Consider the following 20,962-nt stretch of genomic DNA (forward strand, 5'->3'; position numbering starts at 1 on the left):
TATCATTTAAGCAGTCGCTTCGTGCTCTAAAGGCTCAATCTTGAACTTAAAGTAAGCGTAAGTGCCACTTACTAATGGGCAAATCAAGTTAAAGAAAGCAAAAGGTAGGTAGGCTAAGGTTGCTACGCCCAGTGTACTTGCCATAAAGGCACCACAAGTATTCCATGGCACTAACGGGCTGGTGATCGTGGCAGAGTCTTCTAGAGTACGACTTAAATTCACAGGTGCTAAATCGTGTTTTGGATATTCAAGTTTCAGCATTCTTCCCGGCAATAGGATTGCGATGTATTGGTCACCACAAACCACGTTGGCTCCAATACCACAGCCTAAAGTGGCAATGATCAGGCTTGAACTACCACGAACAGCTTTAAGTACGCCTTCAAGTAATCGAGCTAACAAGCCAGTTACTTCCATTACGCCGCCAAATGCCATCGCACATAAAATCAACCAAACAGTCGTTACCATGCTACTCATACCACCACGACTAAGCAGGCTATCTAAAACTGAGTCTCCAGTGTTCGAAGTGTAGCCATCAAACATAGCAATCCAAATACCTTTGATGATTGCTACAACACTAGGTAATGAGTCGTCATTAACAAACTTAATGATGGCATCGTACTGAAATAACGCAGCACAAACGGCACCTGCTAGTGTACCAATAATGACGGTTGGAAATGCTGGCACTTTTTTATAAGCCAAGCCAAGCACAACCAAAAGAGGAAGCAATAACAATGGACTAGGGGCAAATTCTTGTTGCAGAACTTCCATACTGGTAGAAAGGTTAGATGAAAATTGCGAAGTATCGGTGTTTAATCCAATAATGAAAAACAGCACTAGCGCAATAATAATACTCGGTACGGTTGTCCAAGTCATATGGCGAATATGGCTGAAAATATCGGTACCGGCAACAGCAGGAGCGAGGTTAGTCGTGTCTGAAAGTGGTGACATTTTATCACCAAAATAAGCACCACTGATGATAGCACCTGCGGTAATTTCAACACTTAGTCCCATAGCGCCAGCAATGCCGATTAAGGCGATACCTAAGGTACCTGCAACAGTCCATGAGCTGCCAATACTCAGGGCGATAACTGCACATAAGATACAGCAAGCGGCATAAAAATATGTGGGACTTAGGATCTGCATTCCATAATAAATCATGGTTGGTACAGTACCGGCTAAAATCCAAGTACCAATGAGTGAACCTACACTAAATAAAATGAGTAAGGCTGGGGTGGCTACACTGATGCCCTCGATGATCCCTTGTTCCATTTCTTTCCATGTAAAACCATTTTTTACACCAACAACGAGTGCGACACAGGCAGCAAGTATTAAGGCGATTTGGTTTGCACCAGATGAACTATCAGATGAAAAAAGATATACCGATGCCATTAACATGCATATAAGTGCAAAAACAGGCAATAGCGCATCCAGCGAAGAGGCTGGTTTATGTTGTGACATTATTCAGTTTCCTTGAAACTTTATTTTTTTATCGTTTGGCTAAATCGTGACATAAATCACATGGCTTTGTCGAATTGGATTTTGTTAAATCTACAGTGAATTAAAAATTGTATCAGCTGAGGGAAATATTACTGTGAGCAGGGCTTGTATTTTTGATTCTGACTAAATCGGTCTTAAGCTAGATAAATGGAATGATTGTGCTGAACACAATGGTGATCAACTTAAGTTGACCACCGTTATAAAATGGTAATTATTTATCCTCTGGTACATAGCCTTCGATTTTGACTTCTTTACCTTCAAATAAAAATTCAACCATGTTTTTTTCTAGTAGTTGGCGATCATCAGCATTCATCATATTCAGCTTATGTTCGTTGATCAGCATGGTTTGTTTCTTTTGCCAAAGTCCCCAAGCTTCTTTACTGATGTTATCAAAAATACGCTTGCCAATTTCACCCGGATAAAGTTGAAAGTCTAGACCGTCAGCTTCTTTATTTAGATACACGCAATTTACTGTGCGAGCCATATTTTATTCCTCATCTTCTATCGATCTTACTTCGGCCAAGATCTTTTCTGTAGCCGCTGCTAGCCCAACTTTTTCAGGGGCGAATAAATTAAACCACATTTCTGAGTAACCACCTGAAACTAGAGGCTCCATTACTTGATTATGGTTATTGTCCAAGTCTACCAAAGAAGCACTAATATCTAAATGATAGTGACTAAAGGTATGTCTAAACCCAGATAAGCTTTGAACACTACTAGGGAGTATTTTAGTCGTTTGTATGTATTGCTCTAATTCAGTAGCCGTTTCAAATTCAGGAAAGCACCATAGCCCACCCCAAATACCTTTTGATGGGCGTTGTTTCAGTAACACTTTTCCATTCTGCTTTAGTACTAAAAAATGGGTGGCTTTAACTGGCTTTTCCGTTTTAGGTTTTTTACCCGGATAATTGGTTTGCTTTCCTTGCCGCTGTGCTTGACAGTCGAAAGCGACAGGACATTGTTCACACTTAGGCTTGGAGCGCGTACAAATCATGGCGCCAATATCCATCATGGCCTGATTGTACTTTTGTATTTCTGACTTAGGCGTGTAGCGATCCGCAATTTCCCAAAGTTGGTTTTCAACGGTTTTCTTTCCTGGCCAACCTGAAATTGCGCCATGGCGAGCAAGCACTCGTTTTACGTTGCCATCTAAAATGGCATGGTGCTGACCTAAAGATAAAGAAAGCACTGCACCAGCCGTTGAGCGACCAATACCAGGAAGACTTAACACATCATCAAAGGATTCAGGAAATTGACCTTGGTATCTATCACGAATAAGCTGAGCGGCTTTATGTAGATTTCTTGCTCTGGCGTAGTAACCGAGTCCAGTCCAATGATGGAGTACCTCGTCTTGTTCGGCATTAGCTAAGTCTAAAACACTGGGAAAGCTTGCCATGAATTTTTCAAAGTAGGGAATAACTGTAGCAACCTGAGTTTGCTGAAGCATGATTTCAGAAATCCATACTTTATATGGGGTTTTACTCTGCTGCCAAGGTAAGGTTTTGCGTCCGTGAATGTCGTACCAATCGATGATACGATCTGAAAAAGAGGGTATTTTTGTCATGGCGGCAGTGTAATCGGCATCGATCAACTAAACAAGAGACTTGCACTGTTTTTCACTTTGTTGGTATAGCTAAATCAATACAATGTGGTCTCCACAGAACCTCAAGAGTAGGCTGGCTTAAAAGAAATTTATGCTGCGTTAAATTGTCTCAACGTAGGATGACTATGTTTTCACCAATTAGCCTTGCCTAAATTCCTTTTAACTCCAGCTGAGTATGCCAATTTATATTGATTTAGCTATAATGCCTCATCTTTTATGATGCTGTAGATATTTGAGGCAATAATGAGCGAAGTTACCACCGCTGAATTTAATGAAGAAGGCAAGTACCTTCGTAAAGTTAGAAGCTTTGTATTACGTGAAGGTCGTTTGACCAAAGGGCAAGCACACGCTATTGAAACTCAATGGCCAACAATGGGATTAGATTACAGCCCTGAATCAATCGATTTAGAGTCTGTATTTGGTCGTGATGCTGATACGGTTCTTGAAATTGGTTTTGGCATGGGCGCTTCTTTAGTTGAAATGGCTGCTGCCGCTCCAGAGCAAAACTACATTGGTATTGAAGTACATCAACCGGGCGTTGGTGCTTGCTTGGCGAGTGCGGCAGAAGCAGAAGTGAAGAACCTTCGTGTATATCACCACGATGCGATTGAAGTGTTAGAAAATTCGATTGCAGACGGTTCATTAGCTCGCGTGCAATTATTCTTCCCAGATCCTTGGCACAAAAAGCGTCATCACAAACGTCGTATTGTTCAAGCTGAATTTGTGCAATTACTAAGACGAAAGTTAAAAGTTGGCGGTGTATTCCACATGGCGACCGACTGGGAAAATTATGCAGAGCACATGCTAGAAGTTATGGATGCCGCTGAAGGTTACAAAAACCAATCTACAACTAATAACTATGTTGAACGTCCAGAGCATCGTCCTTTAACTAAATTCGAAGCGCGTGGCCAAAGACTCGGTCACGGTGTTTGGGATCTTATGTTTGAAAAAATTAGTTAGTCAATTTTTACCAAGAGTTAGTAAATTTTGCTAACTCTTGGTTTTATCAATTTTATATCATTTCTCTACACTTCCTTCCTTTTATTGAAAATACCATTTAAAACAATTGGTTATAATTTTTGGCACAGTTCCTGATATAGCTTGTTCAACTTAACGATAAAGGAACTTCACCATGACTTTTGCTAAAACCACAACAGCGTTAATCATTGCTAGCTCATTCGTTACTTCTTCGGCACTGGCTCATGATGAACACCGTAAAGAATGTAATATTTCACTTAATTACGATATCTCAGCTTCAGCTAATGCTTTGACTATCACTGATAATGGAAATGAGCGATATCGTATTGTCGGTGACCGCTTATTTGTAAATGATAAACAAATCGCATTAGATGACAGTCAAAAACATCTTCTATCTGAATACCGCCAAGAGCTGGGAGAGCAAGTTCCTCAGGTTATTGAGTTAGTAAATGGCGCTGTCGAGTTAGCATCAGATGCTATGGGATCAGCCCTTACTCCTCTTTTAGGTGAAGATGCCAGCGGTAAGTTGGAAGACGTTATGGAAAAGGTTCAAGAGCGCGTAGGAAAAGTGGCATACCAAGATGGCGATACTTATCACTTAGGTGCAACTGAATCGACAATTGAGCAAGCCTTTGACCATAACTTTGAAGAAGAAGTTGAAAGTGCCGTTAAAAGTTCAATTGGCAGTATTCTTATGAATGTAGGCGCTCAACTTATGTCATCGGATGGCGGCAGCTTTAGCGAAAAGCTAACTGCATTCGAGCAAAAAATGGAAAACATGGCACAAGAGATAGAAACCCGTGTTGAAGCGAGAGCAGCGGAGTTCGAACAAAAAGCTGACATGATGTGTGATAACTTCAAAGCGCTAGCGACGCTAGAGCAAGAGGTGAGAGTAGCTATTCCTGAGTTAAAAGCACTACCCGCTACGATTTACAATCAGAAGTCGAGCAAAGAACAAAGTATTTAAGATCAGTTTCCTAACATTGTCTTCCCTTATCTCCTTGGAAGTTCAGGCGCACTAGTTGCGCCTTTTTTTATGCTAAAGTATGTCAATTAATAATTGAGTGATGATTTTTCAATGGCATTAAGCAGTCAGCTGTTGTTATTTTTAGATGTAGTACAACAAGGTTCGTTCACTAAAGCTGCGGCTTTACACGATATGGATAGGTCGTCTTTATCAAAAAAAATTAAACAATTAGAAGCGGATTTAGGGGTGAGATTGCTTAATCGTTCGACACGCTCATTTTCCCTTACTCCGGCTGGTGATGAAGTTCTTGCAACGACTCTGAAGCTTAAAGATAACTTAAATGAAATTAAGTATATTGCGAGTTCTTATCAATCAGAGCCTAAAGGAAGGCTTAGAATTACTTCCCCTAATTATTTCGGGCACTTATATTTATCGCCAGTGATTACTGATTTTATAAGAACCTATCCAGATATTGAAATTGAACATTGTCTCTCAGATATAAAATCGGACATTATTTCAGATAATTTTGATTTAGCTTTTAGGTTTGGCAAGTTAGTTGATTCTCGACTTATCGCTAAGAAAATTGCGGATGTTAATTATGTGCTGGTGGCTTCTCAAAGCTTTGTTGAAAGATATGGCTTGCCTCTAACACCAGAAGAGTTAGAGAGTTTACCTAGTGTTGTTTATAAAAACTCTGACATCACTCTCGATCAACTAACTCTTATTCACAAGGGTAACAGTGAGAAAAATAAGAACATTCGACTTCAAGGGCGCTATAAAGTAAGTGATATTCGAACCTTGATTAATTCAGTAGTGGACGGGCTTGGTTACAGCTTTTTTGATGCTTCTATTTTAGATAAACCAATTTCAGAATCCGGTTTGGTGACTTTATTACCTCAATATAAAGTTGCTAACAAGGAAGCAGGCATTTATGCGCTGTATCCTCACATCAAAAGCTCGATGCTGGCGCGTCGTTTTTTACAAGCAGTGGAGGAACACATCGGCACTCCTCCACGTTGGCTCTCAAATTTAGAGTGATTTAAAGAACAGTAACAACGTCTTCAATAGGTAAACGAGCTTTAGGGCGGCCATGATTATAATCTTCACCGTCCAAGTGATAGCCCATAGCAAGCGCAAAATCACATTCAAAACCACCAAGTTCGTTTGCGAACTCTTCACCGATAAGTTGTTGGTCAACGCCTTCCATAGGTGTTGAAGCAATACCTAAGCGAGCAAGAACATGCAAAATATTACCTAATGCAATATAAGTTTGTGCTTTCGTCCAGTTTCTATTTACACCTGACTCATCAGTGTTTAATTCGGCAAAAGCAAATGCGCCATTTAGCATGTTGTCATAGTGTTCAGCGTCTAAGTGACCAGAGGCAACTTCAGCATCAACGACTTTACGATAATCCTCTTTATTAAATTTAGGATTATGGGCAAACAAGATGATGTGTGAAGCTTCAGTAGCATGAGGCTGGTTAAACTGGTACATATTCGCAAACGTATTATGAAAACGTTTCTTTGCTTCTTCACTTTCTAAAAAGATGAACTTCCAAGGCTGTGAGTTGATTGAAGATGCAGAAAGACGAATCGCCTCTTTAATGACATCAATGTATTCAGCAGAGATACGTTTAGTTGCATCGTATTTTTTTGCGGTATAGCGATTGTTCAAATCTTTAATAATTGGGTGAGACATGGCTTTTTCCTCAATACTGTCGAATTGAGGGCATCATAGAGAATTTGAACGTATGGATAAATAACAGTTGCTTCCAATCACTGTGGAAAAAATTACCCATAATCTAGAAGTTTAAATTTTGCACTATTTTGGTGCGTTTGCAGTTGTGTATGGTGCGGTTTTTATTCTTCATTTCTTATTATCTTCAGTGTATTTTCAAGTCAGATTACTGAAGTTGCCATTGTTATTTTATTTAAAAACAACTGGTTAAGTATTTTTTTGATGAAGGTTCTAATCACTAAATATCATTCAATTGCAAATTGGCAAAGTTACTGCTGTTAACAAATTTTAAACATTATGTATGGAGGCAAAATGAAACTTGTAACAGCCATAATCAAGCCCTTTAAATTGGAAGATGTTCGATTAGGAATAACGGAGATAGGGATTACAGGACTTACCGTTACAGACGTAAAAGGTTTTGGGCGACAAAAGGGAAAAACAGAGTTGTACCGTGGTGCGGAATATTCGATGGATTTTCTGCCCAAAGTTAAAATTGAGGTTCTAGTTGATGAAGATTTATCAGAACAATTAATTGAAACAATAATAACTTTAGCCAACACAGGTCGTATTGGTGATGGAAAAATTTTTGTTACTCCTGTTGAAGATGTTATCAGGATCCGTACGGGCGAAACCGGTGTTGATGCCATCTAACAAGGAGTGATAATTCAATGGAACAGTATATTTCTTTATCTTATGCGCTAAATACGTTTTACATTCTCATGTCTGGGGCACTGGTTATGTGGATGGCTGCTGGTTTTTCTATGCTTGAGGCTGGCTTGATCAGAACCAAAAATACTACAGAAATTTTAACTAAAAATGTGGCTTTATACTCGATTGCTTGTATTGCATTTTTAATCACAGGTTACGCCTTAATGTATGGCAGTGATAAAGGTGGTTTTTGGGTTAATTTTGGGGTTCTACTCAACGATGAAAACTCGGTCGGTTCAGTGATTGCTGCTGCAGATGATCCTATCAGTTTTTCAAATTACGCTGACTTCTTTTTCCAAGTTGTTTTTGTAGCAACTGCACTTTCTATTGTCTCGGGAGCCGTAGCCGAAAGAATGAAATTAACGGCATTTTTAATTTTCAGTGTGGTTATGGCAGGTTTTATCTACCCCGTTCAAGGCTTTTGGAATTGGGGGGGCGGCTTTTTATCAGAAGCAGGCTTTTATGATTTTGCAGGCTCTGGCACTGTTCACTTAGCTGGAGCAGCAGCGGCATTGGCTGGCGTTTTGCTAATTGGTCCACGCTTAGGCAAATATAACAAAAACGGTATAAGTCCAATTCCCGGTGCAAACCTGCCTTTAGCAACGTTAGGAACAATGATTTTATGGATGGGATGGTTAGGTTTTAATGGTGGCTCTCAACTCGCTATTGCAGACATTGAAAATGCCAATGCAGTTGCCAAGATTTTTGTAAATACTAATACTGCTGCGGCTGGTGGCGTTATAGGTTCACTACTTCTTTCTAAGTTAATCTTTAAAAAAATCGATTTAACCATGTTACTTAACGGAGCTTTATCAGGGTTAGTTGTGATCACAGCAGACCCTTATTCTCCATCTGTGCTATTAACTTTAATTTTGGGTTTGTTTGCAGGTGCGATTGTATTTTTATCCATTATCGCACTGGATAAATTGAAAGTTGACGATCCTGTTGGTGCGATTTCTGTGCATGGTATTGCTGGAGTATTGGGGTTACTGTTTGTTCCTTTAGCCAATGAAAAAGCATCATTTTTATCACAGCTTTATGGCATTGTTTGTATCTTTTCTTGGGTGTTTTTGACTTCAATCGTATTTTGGTTACTTATCAAAAAGCTTGTTGGTTTACGAGTGACTAAAGAAGAAGAGTTGCAAGGTTTAGATCTTATCGAGTGTGGAATGGAAGCTTATCCTGAATTCACAACTCGATAAAATAAATACAAGTTTAATTCTGCGGCATATTTATAAACGATATGTCGCTACTTTTATTTAGATTTAAAAAATGAATTATTTTGTCCATTGATTAACATATCGGCATAAGAGTGTTTTTATGCATTATTGATGACTGAAAAGTACAAACACAGTGTTTCATTTGCTGGAGTATTACCAACACTGTTTGATATAATGCACAAGCTATAACAAGTATTCACCTCTGCTTTACTTTCATTTTGCAGTTGTTGAACAAAATACCCAATTTGATCATACCCAAAGAGATAATTCTCCTAGATCAGATTCAGTGTCAAATGATGTTGCGTTACTAAAGGCGGCTTTCATGCTCGAATTGTTAGAACCTATTGCTATTTTTACCCATGTTGCTCGTGCTGGCAGCTTTAGTGCAGCAGCACGAAAGTTAGGAATTTCAAAATCAAAGGTTAGTACCCAAGTTGCTGATCTAGAACATAAGCTTGGTATACAGTTAATTCAAAGGACTACACGTAGCTTAAGCCTTACCGAAGCTGGCAATATGCTTTATGAGCAAGGTGAAGAGTTACTCAGAGATGTTGAGCAATCGGTTGCCAGTGTCCACAATCTCAATGAATCAACTCGAGGAGTATTGAAAGTAGGGATCTCCCAGTCTTTCGGTACGATGCACATTATTCCTGCTCTGCCAGACTTTATGGCAAAACATCCTGAGCTTTCATTGCAAGTGAGCTTACTTGATCACAAAGTTGATGTTGTAAACGAAGGTTTAGATTTATTGCTCACAATGTCTGAGCAATTACCGCTAGGCATGGTGGCTCGTCCTCTAATGAAAAGCCAATTTGTATTGGTGGCTTCTCCTGACTATGTTGCAAAACACGGAGAGCCGAAACGCCCAGAAGAATTGGTCGAGCATAACTGCCTTGTTTATCATGGTGAGTGGCATGAGCACAGCACATGGCAGTTTAAACGTGGTGAAGACTACTGTGAAATAGGTGTTTCGGGTAACTTTAAAGTCGATAATGCACCAGCACTGAAGTCAGCTGCCGTTAGCGGGTTAGGTGTTGTTTATTTGGCTTCATACTTATTAGAAGATGAAATTGAAAAGGGAACTTTGGTTCCGTTATTACGTGATTGGCAGTTAACCAACCACTTACCATTACAAGCCGTTTATCCTCGTCGTAAGCATCTTGCACCTAAAGTAAGTGTATTTATTGAGTTTATTAAAGAGCATATTGGGACTCCGCCGTACTGGGATAAAAACCTTGCGAGCCTCTATGAAGAAAGAAAGTAGCTTGTTTTTATACAAGGAAAATATGAAAACATTGTTTTCTTTATAGAATACTGTTCTAATAATTTCTGTTTTTTAGAGTAAAAGCTTTTTAAAACAGGTAGTTATGGGTTTTTGGGTGAGTCGGTTGCATTTTAAACAGTGAAAGTCATTGTTAAAAAAACGATAACAGGGTGTTGAACTCTGTTCTGATATCAATACAATGACAAAACCGTTACAAAATGATTTGATTCTTATCTGAGATAAAAAACGACCCCTTTTATCTGAGATAGGCAAATCAGTTAATTTATTAACAAGTTTTGCGATGGTGTCAGTAACTTAACCATTTCGAGTTATTGACTTTAGAACCATTACCCTCATTTGGTTACCCCAGCTTTTGCTGGGGTTATTTTTTTCTTATCTTTCGCCTTGAACTTCAAATTTATCGCTCGCTAAGCGTGCTTTACCATCGCTATCAATCACCCAGTGCTCACGATGTACAACACCAAATGCTTTGTTCATTGTCCATTTCGAAGCCAGAATATAACCGTTACCATTTTCTTCTGGCGTCCAAGTTACTTCAGTGTAATCAACGTCTTTAAAGCCTTGATCAATAATGTTTTGCCAGAAAGCTTGGATCTCTTCTCGTCCAGTAAAGGTACCGAACGGCAATGCTTCCATTACCGTATCTTGCTGATATTGTGCCGCACAACCCGCAGCATCTTGATTATTAAAAGCAGTTTGCCAAGCAGCAATACCCTGTTTGCATAACTCTAGAGTTTCATTAGAAGACATATTGAACCTTTATCTTGATGACTTTACCCAATAGTAAATTTAAAATTGAGCCATAAAAACAAAGTAATCAGAAAGTACTGTTAGATAAAATGGGACAATGAGGGTGGACTATGAAGCAATTTAGGTATATGTCGGTATTTGCTCATGTGGTAGATAAAGGCTCTATTTCAGCAGCGGCAGAAGCCTTGGATTTATCTAAATCGGTCATAAGCCACCAACTCAAATTATTAGAAACTGAACTTGATGTTGTGCTGTTAAAGCGCACAACCAGAAGTCAGTCACTTACTCCTGCGGGTGAAGCTTTTTATCGCCATTGTAAGCAACTTAATGAACTCGCTGAAAATGCGTGGTTACAAGCCAAAGAAACTCAGTCTATCCCCAAAGGTAAAGTTAAAATTACCGCACCTAACGCGTTGATGGATACCATTGTGGTGCCTGCCATTACTCAACTAATGCAAACCTATCCAGAGCTTCAACCTGAGTTAATCAGTAACGATCGATTACTCAATCTGAGTAAAGAAGATATCGACTTAGCCATTCGAGTAGGTCCATCTCCAAACAGTGGTATGAAACAACGCAGGATTGGACAATTCAGAGACGTGTTATGTGGGCATCCATGCTTTATGAATGATGGTGCAGGTGTGGATAACGCTTATATTGCAAACAGTTGGCAAGGGGCTCATATTTACCATCAATTTAAGCATCATAAGACTAAGGATGAATTAGAATTTACTGCTAAAGCCAAATGCGTGGCTAATTCATTTCACACCTGCCTTTCGTTATTGAATAACAAGGTTGGCATTGGTGTAGTGCCTGACTTTTTATTTAAACAAATGAGGCCCAAGCTGGTGGAGATATACCCTGAGTATCAGTTACCCATTAACAAGGTTTATGCGGTTTATCCTTTTATGGATAACTTACCTTTGAATGTCAGGGTTTGTTTGGAGGGGATAGAAGGGGAGTTGGTGGCTAAGGGAAGTTGTTGATTTACTAACAACTCGTCATGCCTGAATGCTGTAATCAGGCATCCAGTGTCTTTTTGCTTTTTTAGTAGTATTTGTTTAGATAAATTGAAAACTTCTACGAAGGATACAAAGTCGTGGTGTTACACACCACACTGGTTAGATTTACTTCCGATACTGCGTATCAGTCAGTTAAAGTCGTGGGCTTTCTGCCCACCCCCGACCAAGAAAGGGGTCTACAGCAACCCCTCTCTTGGATCTCTCCGTGCCGCCCTGACGGAGTTAAGCGTTTCGATAATGATTGAATAAATGCCTAACGGCTCTGATGGTACATCCATGTACCTCAGAGCCTAGCCCGACGTCCATGTCGGGCTTACGCCATTTTTCATTCAATCATTATCTAAACAACTCCGAAGGGGGAGGTTCTCTTTTCTGTATATTTTGTAGCGAATGTTGAAAATGATTTAATTGTTTTAAAAGCTATTTATTTGTATGTGCAATATATCTAGCAGGTCCTTGTTTTATCCCAAAGGCGCTCGCATAGTCACTATCCCACTCATTTACTTGGGAAAGTATATCACTATATGATTTATCGTAATCACATACGAAGTCATATATAGCAATCACTGAACGAGGATCTAATTCTAAAAGTTTGGGCTCAGGCGTTACTTTATCAATACTTATTCGAAATGCTTGACATGTTGATCTAGCTGCTTTGGAAGCTTCATCAAGGCTTAGTGTGTTTTCTTTCCAATCTTTTATACCGTAGAAAAAGTGCGGTGGTAGTGATTCATCATCTGAGTTATCGGGGTTCTGAGAGGGAATCAAAAGAGATTGATATAAATTAATTCGAGTGTATTCCATATGAGTTTTATATGATCTTTTTATTATTGGTGTAACGATTAACCTCTCTATATCTAGTGTATTCAATAGAACTCTAGCTGCTCGAATCCATTTTACTCTAGAGTTATCTTGTTCATAAATTAGGTTGTAAACTTCATCAAACCCTTCTTTGGCAATTTTTAATAAAAGCTCGTCGTTTTTGAGGGCTTCTTCATTTTCATGCTTTTTCTTATCACGAAGATAAGTAATAGAGGCAATTAATACACCAGAGCTTATTGCCATTACGGGAAGTAAAGCAATTTGTTCTTTAGTAAGAAAACAGGGATACAGAATACAACAAATTGAAATGATTAAAGTTGCGACAACTATGATTACTAGTATACCAACGAAAAAAATCACGTTAATTCCTTAAAGATCAAATTAAGTTGAAGTAGTGCATTAATCAATATTGGAACAAATAAATTAAAATCAATATGGTAATCAATAAAAACTTATATTTAATAAAATGTTACCTTAAATAGATGGTGCACCTAACTTCCCTTCGAAGCTGTTTCAGACGCTATTGAATATAAAATGGCGTGAGCCCGACATGGATGTCGGGCTAGGCTCTGAGGTACATGGATGTACCATCAGAGGCGTTAGTCATTTATTCAATAGCATTTGAAACGATTAGCTTCGTCGGGGCGGCATGGAGAGATCCAAGAGAGGGGTTGCTGTATACCCCTTTCTTGGTCGGGTTTGGGCTGAAAGCCCAAGGTATTACAACTCTCGATTCTTATAATACTCAACTTCAGAAATCATATGATAAGCGCCAACTTGTTTTTGGAACTTAGCATAAGACGCCATCACCTTTGCAAACATTGGATCGGCAGCCGCTTGCTCGGCTAACACTTCAGAACTGGCTTTTTTCAATGCTTGCATCACATCTGCTGGTAGAGTTTTAACCTCGACACCATGTTTAGTTTTTAAGGTTTTTAAAGCAGCGTTATTACGTGCAGTGTATTCATCAAGCATATCTTGGTTGACGGCTCTGGTGGCAACTTCAACAATCTTTTGCAGATCTTTAGGTAGTTCATTGAAGGCTTTTTCATTTACAGTGAACTCAAGCATTGCGCCCGGCTCATGCCAGCCTGAAGCGTAATAGTGATCGGTTACTTTGTGAAAGCCAAAAGCTAAATCATTGTATGGACCAACCCACTCAGTGGCATCAATGGCGCCCGATTGCAAAGAGGTAAATAGCTCACCGCCAGTTAATGCAACCGGAATCGCGCCAAGTTTTTGAATAACCTCACCACCTAAGCCCGGAATACGCATTTTAAGGCCTTTAAAATCGTCTAGTGAGTTAATTTCTTTTTTAAACCAACCAGCCGATTGAACGCCAGTGTTCCCGCCTGCAAATGGAATTACGCCAAAAGGTTTGTAGAGTTCACGCCATAACTCAAGGCCGCCACCGTAATGCAACCAGCCATTGGTTTCTTGTGCGTTCAAGCCGAAAGGCAGTGCTGTAAAAATAGGGGCAGCAGCCATTTTTCCTTTCCAATAATAAGCAGCGGCGTGTCCCATTTGTGCTGAGCCTTGAGAAACGGCATCGAATACTTGGAATCCCGGAACGATTTCACCAGCACCGTAGACTTTAATGTTCAGTCTACCGTTACTCATTTCATTCACTTGTTTAGCGAAATTTTCTGGTGCAGTACCTAACCCCGGAAAGTTTTTAGGCCAACTGGTGACTAATTTCCAGTTATATACCTTTTGTTCGGCAGCTACTTTTTTAGTTGAGTTGTCCTTACCACAACCTACCAACAAGGGCAGGGAGGCGATCCCGATAAATAGTGTTTTAATCCATTTGTTCATTATTAATTCTCCATTTAGCTGTAAATTATTTTAGGAAGACTCGTTGCCATTTCTGGCCATATTGCTAACGCTATCATCAGCAGAACTTGCATCAGAATAAAAGGAATAACCCCTTTATAAATTGCTGATGTTTTCACTTCTTTTGGTGCTACGCCTCGTAAATAGAACAAAGCAAAGCCAAAGGGCGGGGTTAAAAATGAGGTTTGTAAATTAATGGCTATCATTATGCCTAGCCAAATGGGATCAACACCCATCATAAATAATGCTGGAGCAACAAGAGGGACTACGACAAAGGTGATTTCAATAAAATCTAGAATGAAACCAAGTAAAAAGATCACCGCCATTACAATCAAAATGGCACCAAACTGACCACCGGGAATATTCTGGAACATAGAGTGAACAAGCTCTTCACCTCCAAAGCCACGAAATACTAGCGAGAATATAGAAGCGCCAATTAGGATCATAAACACCATTGATGTAATGGTCGTAGTGTTAATCGTGACGTCTTTTAATGTTTCTATAGATAGTTTCTTTTTAAGCAGTGCAATCACTAAAGCGCCACAAGCACCAATGCCAGCGGCTTCGGTCGGTGTGGCGTAGCCTAATAAGATAGAGCCTAATACTAGTATGATTAATACCAAGGGTGGAATTAATCCGGTTAATAACTCACTGAGCTTGAGCTTACTTTGATGGGTTTGTTTAGGCGTCCATTCTGGTTTGAAAATACCAATTGCTAAGGAATAAATCAGATACAACCCCACAAGTACTAAACCGGGAATAATGGCTGCGGCAAATAGGTCTCCGACAGATACGGTTTCAGGCGAGAATATACCTTGAGACATTTGTGCTTGTTGGTATGCACTCGATAATACATCACCTAACAAAACTAAGGCGATGGATGGCGGAATGATTTGCCCAAGTGTTCCTGTTGAAGCTATCACACCCGTTGCATAGCTTTGGTTATACCCGTGTTTAAGCATGGTGGGTAAAGACAATAATCCCATTGTCACAACGGTTGCACCAACAATCCCCGTGCTTGCTGCCATTAATGCGCCCACAATAATAACAGCTATTCCCATGCCCGCGGGCAGGCTGCCAAATGCTCTTGTTAAAGACAGCAAAAGCTCTTCGGCAATTTTAGATTTCTCTAGCATGACTCCCATAAACACAAATAAGGGAACGGCTATCAGTGTTTGGTTGGTTAGGATGCCGAACAACCTACTCGGCAAGGCATTGAGTAAGGTGAAATCAAACGTTCCTGTAACAACACCTATGGTGGCAAAGATGAGAGCCGTTCCTGCTAATGAGAAAGCAACGGGGTAACCCAGCATTAATACCACACATGTGACCACAAACATTAAGATGGCAATCCACTCCATTAGTTTGCCTCCTTAATGAAGATAATCTTAATAATTTCAGCGATAGTCTGAAGGGTTAATAATACAGGTGTGATGATGAGCAGGGATTTAAGAATGAACATAAGCGGTAATCCGCCAGCTTCTTGAGAAGACTCTAAAATCGACCAAGATTGAGTAACGTATTGCCAGCTCATGATTAAGATGAAGCCGCAAGTGGGTAATAGAAAAAAGATATGCCCAAAGAGGTTAACTCTATTTTTTTTAGTTTTAGGGAGGTTGCGATAGAAAATATCGACCCGTACATGTTTGTCGACGAGTAGTGTGTAGCTCATGGCTATCATCAACACAAAAGCGTGCATGTAAAGCACACTTTCTTGTAGCCAAATCCAGCCTATGTCAAAGCCATACCTTAGAATAACGACAGTGGTCATGGTAAGTACCATGAATAATGTTAACCACGCAATCCCTTTTCCTGACAGTGTAGATAGCTTATCTATTTGTGTTGTAAGCTTTTCTGTTCCTTCTCCTTGTACCACGGTACAGCCTTATAATAATTGTTATGTAGCTTTTTTATACCGAATGATGGTTTTTATAGCAATATATACTTTAGGATAATAGAGGAACAAACCTTGCCCTTTGTGGTAGGCAAGAATTTATTTAGAAAATAAAAAAGGCAGCTAATCAGCTGCCTTTATTCGCATATAGAAATGATTTACATGCTTTGTGGGTTTGCAATCCAGTTATCTACTTTTTGCTCTAGTACGTCTAATGGTAATGGGCCATTTTTCAGAATTAGAGTGTGGAAGTCACGGATATCAAACTTATCACCCATTTGCTTTTCAGCTTTGGCTCGTAGCTGTTGGATTTTGATCATACCAATCTTGTAAGCCGTTGCTTGTGAAGGCATTACGATGTGACGTTCAACCATTTTAACTGCATCAGATACTGCGTTTGGTGTGTTGTCTGTGTAATACTTAATGCCTTGTTCACGAGTCCACTTCTTCTCGTGAATACCAGTATCAACCACTAAGCGACATGCACGCCATAGTTCCATAGCTAAACGACCGAAATCAGAATATGGATCTTTGTATAAGCCCATTTCTTTAGGGAAGTATTCAGTATAAAGTCCCCAGCCTTCTACATAAGCAGTATAGCGACCATATTTACGGAATTTTGGAATGCCTTCTAGCTCTTGAGAAATGGCAATCTGCATGTGGTGACCCGGTAGACCTTCATGGTAAGCCAAAGCTTCCATTTGATACTTAGGCATTGCCTTCATATCGTATAAGTTTGCGTAGTACATACCTGGGCGAGAGCCGTCCGGCGCAGGTTGCTGGTAGAAAGCTTTACCCGCTGATTTTTCACGGAAAGCTTCTACACGCTGAACGATCAAAGGTGCTTTAGGTTTGATTTTGAACACTTCATCTAAGCGAGACTGCATGTTGTCAATCATTGCCGTTGCTTCTTTTAAGTAAGCTTGGCGACCTTCTTTGGTGTCTGGGTAATAGAACTGCTCATCATCACGCATGAACTTGAAGAATTCTTGCAATGAGCCTTTAAAACCTACTTTCTTCATAATGGCGCGCATTTCGTTATGAATACGAGCGACTTCTTTTAGACCAAGCTTGTGGATTTGCTCAGCTGTCATATCAGTCGTTGTAGTACGAGCAAGAGCGTTGTTGTAGAAGGTCTCACCGTTTGGTAGTTTCCACGCACCGTCACGAGTGTCCGCTTTTGCTTGTAGGTTCTTCGCGTATGCAATGAATTGCTTATAAGCTGGACCAATACTGTTAATCAGTGCTTTTTTAGCATTGCCAATAAGCTGGTCTTTTTCTGCTTGGCTGATTTCGAGCTTGTTCACTTTACGTTTAAAGTCAGCCAACAGTACGCTGTCTTCACCTTTAGTGAAAGGCGCGCCTTTAATGATGTTTTTGCTGTCAGAAATCACGTAGTTGAACACGAACTTAGGGGCAATAATACCTTTGTCAGCACGGATAGTCAGTGCGTCTTCTAATTGCTCGAAACGCGCTTTAACGCCGTTTAAGCGGCTGATGTAGGCATTTGCATCATCAACATTATCAATACGGTGTTGATTGATTAAGAATGATGGAGTTGTAGAGTGAACACCGTACATTTGGTTCACTGGGTAGGTGTGATAACGCCACTGATAGTCTGCGATGTCTTGTTCTAAGCTTTGCTTAAGCAAGTCATAGCTCAGTTTGGTTTGGGTATCCAGCTTTGCGTAATCAATGTTATCAAGTTTTTTTAGATTACGTTTCGTGCGAGCCAGATCTTCAGCGTATGATTTGTCACTTAAATCGTCCCACTTATCGTAGTCTTTTTTGATACCTAAATAAGTTTGGCCAACTGGACTAGCCATGACGGATTCCATAAACATGTCGTCAAACAGTTTATTGGCTTTTTCTGATTCAGATTGTTTTGTTACAACGCTTGCCGCTGATTCAGGAGCAGGAGTTGTGTTACAGCCTGTGAGTAGAAGTGAAAGAGACACAGCTACAGCACTTAATGATGTTTTTATAGACATGACAAAAACCAAAGTAAGTTACGAAAAGTGTGATTTTAATCAAGTTATAAATTCAATAACAGTTGCGAGTGTTAGCAAATGTTTCAATTGTGATTCAGTGGTCGAATCTTGACCAAGGTAGGAGGTTGAATTAGATTGGTAGAACTATTCTAAGGAGTGAGTAGCGATGAAAACGATTGAACAACATCTTTCTAATTATAAAAGCGTTCACTTAAATACCAATAATATCATCACTCATTTTATTGGTATTCCCACCATTATATGGTCAATCATGGTTTGGTTAAGTTTCTTTAGATTTTCTCTTGGTGCGGGATATGAAATTTCTGCGGCCATGATTTTGGCTATAGTAGTGATGGCTTATTATTTTTACCTCAATGTAAAGTTAGCTATAGGGATGTTGGTGTTGTTTGGCCCTCTGCTTTGGCTGGCAAATAGTATCTCAGTCATTAATGAAAGTGGTTGGGTGGCGTTAGTGGTTTTTGTTATTGGTTGGATTTTACAGTTTTTAGGTCATAAGTTTGAAGGGATGAAACCAGCGTTTATTGATGATCTTAGCCAGCTTTTTATCGGTCCTTTATTTCTTGTTGCAGAGATTTACTTTTCCGTTGGCTGGCTGAAGGAATTGAATCAAGAGGTGGTAGAGCAAGCGATAGAAAAGCGCATGAAATTAGATGCACTTAAGGTACAAGGATAAAGGCAAGAAACTCATAGAATATGCATAAACTCAATTATGCATATTCTTAAGTGAAAGCCAATGCTTCTCTTAAAGCCAATTCTTTTGCTAACGCTTTTTCTGCTAAAGTTTCTTTTGCTAATAGCGTAGTTTCTTCTGCTGTCTGCTCTAGGTATTCCTCTATGGGAGAAACGCCTTCTTTCAGTTCGACAACCATAGGTAGTTTTGTAACTTTTTCAGCAAGGTCTTTATCTTTACGGCTTACCTTTGCCTCATATGTATCACTTTTCCAAAATGCATTTAGTGAACCTGGTTTTGGAGTTGGGAGTTCATCCCTAGCGTACCCTTTACGAATTTGATACTCACGATTTTTTGCTTGAACACTAACAGATTGCTCTGAACTTGATCGCTTATGAGTACCTGATTGTTGTTTTTGTTGGGTAGACGCTGAACTTGGCACCACTGTACCGACTGTAAAAGCTGTTAACATAGTAAATTTCCATATTTGAAAGTGACCCTTAAAGTATGGAGGATGCTTAACCGTAATGTCCTGAATTCTAAATTAATTGTTGTTTATCAAATTGCGAGATAGTGTGCGAAATGAAAGGTGTTTAGGAATTGATATCGAAAGGGAAAAGCGGGCTAAGTGCAGCTTAGCCCAATACAATTTACTGACTTTGCTTATAAAATTGTGGCATGACTCTAACTGTTTTAATCATATTATCAGCCACTTCAATCACTTCTACAGGATATCCTGCAAGACGCAAACTGGTTCGTTCGGTAGGAATATCTTCAAGGTATTCTAAAATCAATCCATTCAACGTCTTAGGTCCATCAATTGGCATATCCCACTTCATTTCCTTATTAAGATCACGGACGTTAATGCCAGCGTCAATTAAGTAACTGCCGTCTTGCTGAGGAATGATTTCTTCACTGGGTGCTGGTAGCATTGAAGTGGTAAAGTCACCAACGATTTCTTCAAGAATATCATCTACTGTAACAAGACCTTGAATATCACCATATTCGTCTACCACTATGCCTACGCGCTCTTTATTTTGCTGGAAATTAGCAAGTTGAGTGTTGAGTGGCGTGCCTTCTGGGATGAAGTACAACTCTTTCACCGCTCGAAGTAACGAAGATTTACTGAATTGTTGCTTTGATTGCAGACGAAGCGCATCACGTAGATGGATAAAGCCTACAGCATCATCAACATTATCCCGGTAAACAAGGACACGAGTATGAGGGCTTTGAATCACCTGTTTATTGATGAGTTTAAAGTCGTCATTCATGTTGATGGCATAAATATCTGAACGAGGTACCATCACATCTTGAACTGTCATTTTTTCTAAATCTAAAATCGACAGCAGCATATCTTGGTGGCGTTGCGGAATAAGTGCGCCGGCTTCATTCACTACGGTTCTTAATTCTTCTTGGGTTAGGGCATTGGCTGATGTTTCTTTATCTGTGCCTAATGAGCGCAAGAAGAACATGGTGATCAGATTAAGTCCATAAACCAATGGCCGCATAACCACAGCGAGAACTCTTAAAATATAGCTGGATGGAAAAGCCACTTTTTCTGGATGAAGTGCAGCAAGTGTTTTTGGTGTCACTTCTGCAAAAACCAAAATAACTAATGTAAGAATACCTGTTGCGACGGCGACACCTAAGTCACCTGACATACGATGCCCAATTTCTGCGGCGATAACAGGGGCAATGATATTTACAATATTGTTACCAATAAGAATTAGACCAATCAAGCGATCAGGCTTTTCTAAAAGTTTTGCGGCTTGTTGTGCTCCACGGTTGCCACTGTCAGCTAAGTGACGAAGGCGGTAACGGTTAAGGGTCATCAGGGCGGTTTCTGAGCTTGAGAAATAAGCCGAACACATGATAAGGATTATTAAGGTAACCAGAAGGGTTCCGGTTGAGATAGCGTCCAAAAAGGGCTCCGTTAGGTGATTAAACTTAAAGTCAGCCCTTA

20 protein-coding genes are annotated in these 20,962 nt (G+C 39.8%); 8 read left to right on the forward strand and 12 right to left on the reverse strand.

The window, feature by feature from the left end:
* Positions 1-6: 6 nt before the first annotated feature.
* The 3 genes from nhaC to mutY form a co-directional block, all read right to left on the reverse strand.
* The gene (nhaC, locus tag E2H97_RS05315) at positions 7-1,458 is read right to left on the reverse strand and encodes a Na+/H+ antiporter NhaC (protein ID WP_133406180.1); all 1,452 of its coding nucleotides are present in this window, start codon (positions 1,456-1,458) and stop codon (positions 7-9) included.
* Positions 1,459-1,708: 250 nt separating this feature from the next.
* Positions 1,709-1,981 carry an oxidative damage protection protein gene (locus E2H97_RS05320; protein WP_133406181.1) on the reverse strand — a complete coding sequence of 91 codons (273 nt, stop codon included), beginning with the start codon at positions 1,979-1,981 and terminating at the stop codon, positions 1,709-1,711.
* A 3-nt stretch (positions 1,982-1,984) separates the two neighbouring features.
* Complete coding sequence (mutY, locus tag E2H97_RS05325) at positions 1,985-3,061, reverse strand: A/G-specific adenine glycosylase (RefSeq protein WP_133406182.1); 1,077 nt, start codon at positions 3,059-3,061, stop codon at positions 1,985-1,987.
* Between the two features lie 282 nt (positions 3,062-3,343).
* Here mutY and trmB point away from each other — a divergent pair, with 282 nt between their 5' ends.
* The 3 genes from trmB to E2H97_RS05340 all read left to right on the forward strand — a co-directional run bounded on the left by trmB (position 3,344) and on the right by E2H97_RS05340 (position 6,083).
* Positions 3,344-4,060, forward strand: coding sequence for a tRNA (guanosine(46)-N7)-methyltransferase TrmB (gene trmB, locus E2H97_RS05330; protein ID WP_133406183.1), 717 nt, complete (start codon positions 3,344-3,346; stop codon positions 4,058-4,060).
* A gap of 172 nt (positions 4,061-4,232) precedes the next feature.
* Positions 4,233-5,045: a YggN family protein gene (locus tag E2H97_RS05335; protein ID WP_133406184.1), complete on the forward strand. Its 813-nt coding sequence runs from the start codon at positions 4,233-4,235 to the stop codon at positions 5,043-5,045.
* Between the two features lie 111 nt (positions 5,046-5,156).
* Positions 5,157-6,083 carry a LysR family transcriptional regulator gene (locus E2H97_RS05340; protein WP_133406185.1) on the forward strand — a complete coding sequence of 309 codons (927 nt, stop codon included), beginning with the start codon at positions 5,157-5,159 and terminating at the stop codon, positions 6,081-6,083.
* Position 6,084: 1 nt separating this feature from the next.
* Here E2H97_RS05340 and E2H97_RS05345 read toward each other — a convergent pair whose 3' ends face one another.
* The gene (locus E2H97_RS05345; RefSeq protein ID WP_133406186.1) at positions 6,085-6,744 is read right to left on the reverse strand and encodes a nitroreductase family protein; all 660 of its coding nucleotides are present in this window, start codon (positions 6,742-6,744) and stop codon (positions 6,085-6,087) included.
* 351 nt (positions 6,745-7,095) lie between these two features.
* Between E2H97_RS05345 and E2H97_RS05350 the strand changes: the two genes are divergently transcribed.
* The 3 genes from E2H97_RS05350 to E2H97_RS05360 all read left to right on the forward strand — a co-directional run bounded on the left by E2H97_RS05350 (position 7,096) and on the right by E2H97_RS05360 (position 9,975).
* A complete protein-coding gene (locus E2H97_RS05350; RefSeq protein ID WP_133406187.1) occupies positions 7,096-7,434 on the forward strand; it encodes a P-II family nitrogen regulator in 339 nt (112 codons plus the stop codon).
* Positions 7,435-7,451: 17 nt separating this feature from the next.
* Positions 7,452-8,693 (forward strand): ammonium transporter family protein, encoded by a 1,242-nt coding sequence (locus E2H97_RS05355; RefSeq protein ID WP_133406188.1) that lies wholly within the window; start codon positions 7,452-7,454, stop codon positions 8,691-8,693.
* Between the two features lie 340 nt (positions 8,694-9,033).
* A complete protein-coding gene (locus tag E2H97_RS05360; protein ID WP_133406189.1) occupies positions 9,034-9,975 on the forward strand; it encodes a LysR family transcriptional regulator in 942 nt (313 codons plus the stop codon).
* Between the two features lie 393 nt (positions 9,976-10,368).
* Here the strand turns inward: E2H97_RS05360 and E2H97_RS05365 are convergent, their stop codons facing one another.
* The gene (locus tag E2H97_RS05365) at positions 10,369-10,746 is read right to left on the reverse strand and encodes a YybH family protein (protein WP_133406190.1); all 378 of its coding nucleotides are present in this window, start codon (positions 10,744-10,746) and stop codon (positions 10,369-10,371) included.
* Positions 10,747-10,856: 110 nt separating this feature from the next.
* Between E2H97_RS05365 and E2H97_RS05370 the strand changes: the two genes are divergently transcribed.
* On the forward strand, positions 10,857-11,732 hold the full coding sequence (locus E2H97_RS05370; protein ID WP_133406191.1) for a LysR family transcriptional regulator: 876 nt from the start codon (positions 10,857-10,859) through the stop codon (positions 11,730-11,732).
* A gap of 456 nt (positions 11,733-12,188) precedes the next feature.
* On the opposite strand, the gene E2H97_RS05375 is transcribed toward E2H97_RS05370, so the two are convergent.
* From E2H97_RS05375 to E2H97_RS05395, 5 genes are all read right to left on the reverse strand, one after another.
* Complete coding sequence (locus E2H97_RS05375) at positions 12,189-12,950, reverse strand: hypothetical protein (RefSeq protein WP_133406192.1); 762 nt, start codon at positions 12,948-12,950, stop codon at positions 12,189-12,191.
* A 360-nt stretch (positions 12,951-13,310) separates the two neighbouring features.
* Positions 13,311-14,405 carry a TRAP transporter substrate-binding protein gene (locus E2H97_RS05380; protein ID WP_133406193.1) on the reverse strand — a complete coding sequence of 365 codons (1,095 nt, stop codon included), beginning with the start codon at positions 14,403-14,405 and terminating at the stop codon, positions 13,311-13,313.
* Between the two features lie 14 nt (positions 14,406-14,419).
* Positions 14,420-15,784, reverse strand: a complete 1,365-nt coding sequence (locus tag E2H97_RS05385) for a TRAP transporter large permease (RefSeq protein WP_133406194.1) — start codon at positions 15,782-15,784, stop codon at positions 14,420-14,422.
* Positions 15,784-16,299 (reverse strand): TRAP transporter small permease subunit, encoded by a 516-nt coding sequence (locus E2H97_RS05390; protein WP_246029059.1) that lies wholly within the window; start codon positions 16,297-16,299, stop codon positions 15,784-15,786. The genes E2H97_RS05385 and E2H97_RS05390 overlap by 1 nt, the downstream gene beginning before the upstream one ends.
* Before the next feature lie 176 nt (positions 16,300-16,475).
* Positions 16,476-18,308, reverse strand: a complete 1,833-nt coding sequence (locus E2H97_RS05395; RefSeq protein ID WP_133406195.1) for a DUF885 domain-containing protein — start codon at positions 18,306-18,308, stop codon at positions 16,476-16,478.
* A 166-nt stretch (positions 18,309-18,474) separates the two neighbouring features.
* Here E2H97_RS05395 and E2H97_RS05400 point away from each other — a divergent pair, with 166 nt between their 5' ends.
* Positions 18,475-19,002, forward strand: coding sequence for an Mpo1 family 2-hydroxy fatty acid dioxygenase (locus E2H97_RS05400; RefSeq protein ID WP_133406196.1), 528 nt, complete (start codon positions 18,475-18,477; stop codon positions 19,000-19,002).
* Positions 19,003-19,048: 46 nt separating this feature from the next.
* Here E2H97_RS05400 and E2H97_RS05405 read toward each other — a convergent pair whose 3' ends face one another.
* Together E2H97_RS05405 and E2H97_RS05410 are read right to left on the reverse strand one after the other, a co-directional pair.
* Positions 19,049-19,471, reverse strand: coding sequence for a hypothetical protein (locus E2H97_RS05405; RefSeq protein WP_133406197.1), 423 nt, complete (start codon positions 19,469-19,471; stop codon positions 19,049-19,051).
* 178 nt (positions 19,472-19,649) lie between these two features.
* Positions 19,650-20,921: an HlyC/CorC family transporter gene (locus E2H97_RS05410; RefSeq protein WP_133406198.1), complete on the reverse strand. Its 1,272-nt coding sequence runs from the start codon at positions 20,919-20,921 to the stop codon at positions 19,650-19,652.
* Between the last annotated feature and the right edge of the window lie 41 nt (positions 20,922-20,962).

The sequence above is a fragment of the Parashewanella tropica genome, assembly GCF_004358445.1.
In the GTDB taxonomy this organism is placed as follows: domain Bacteria; phylum Pseudomonadota; class Gammaproteobacteria; order Enterobacterales; family Shewanellaceae; genus Parashewanella; species Parashewanella tropica.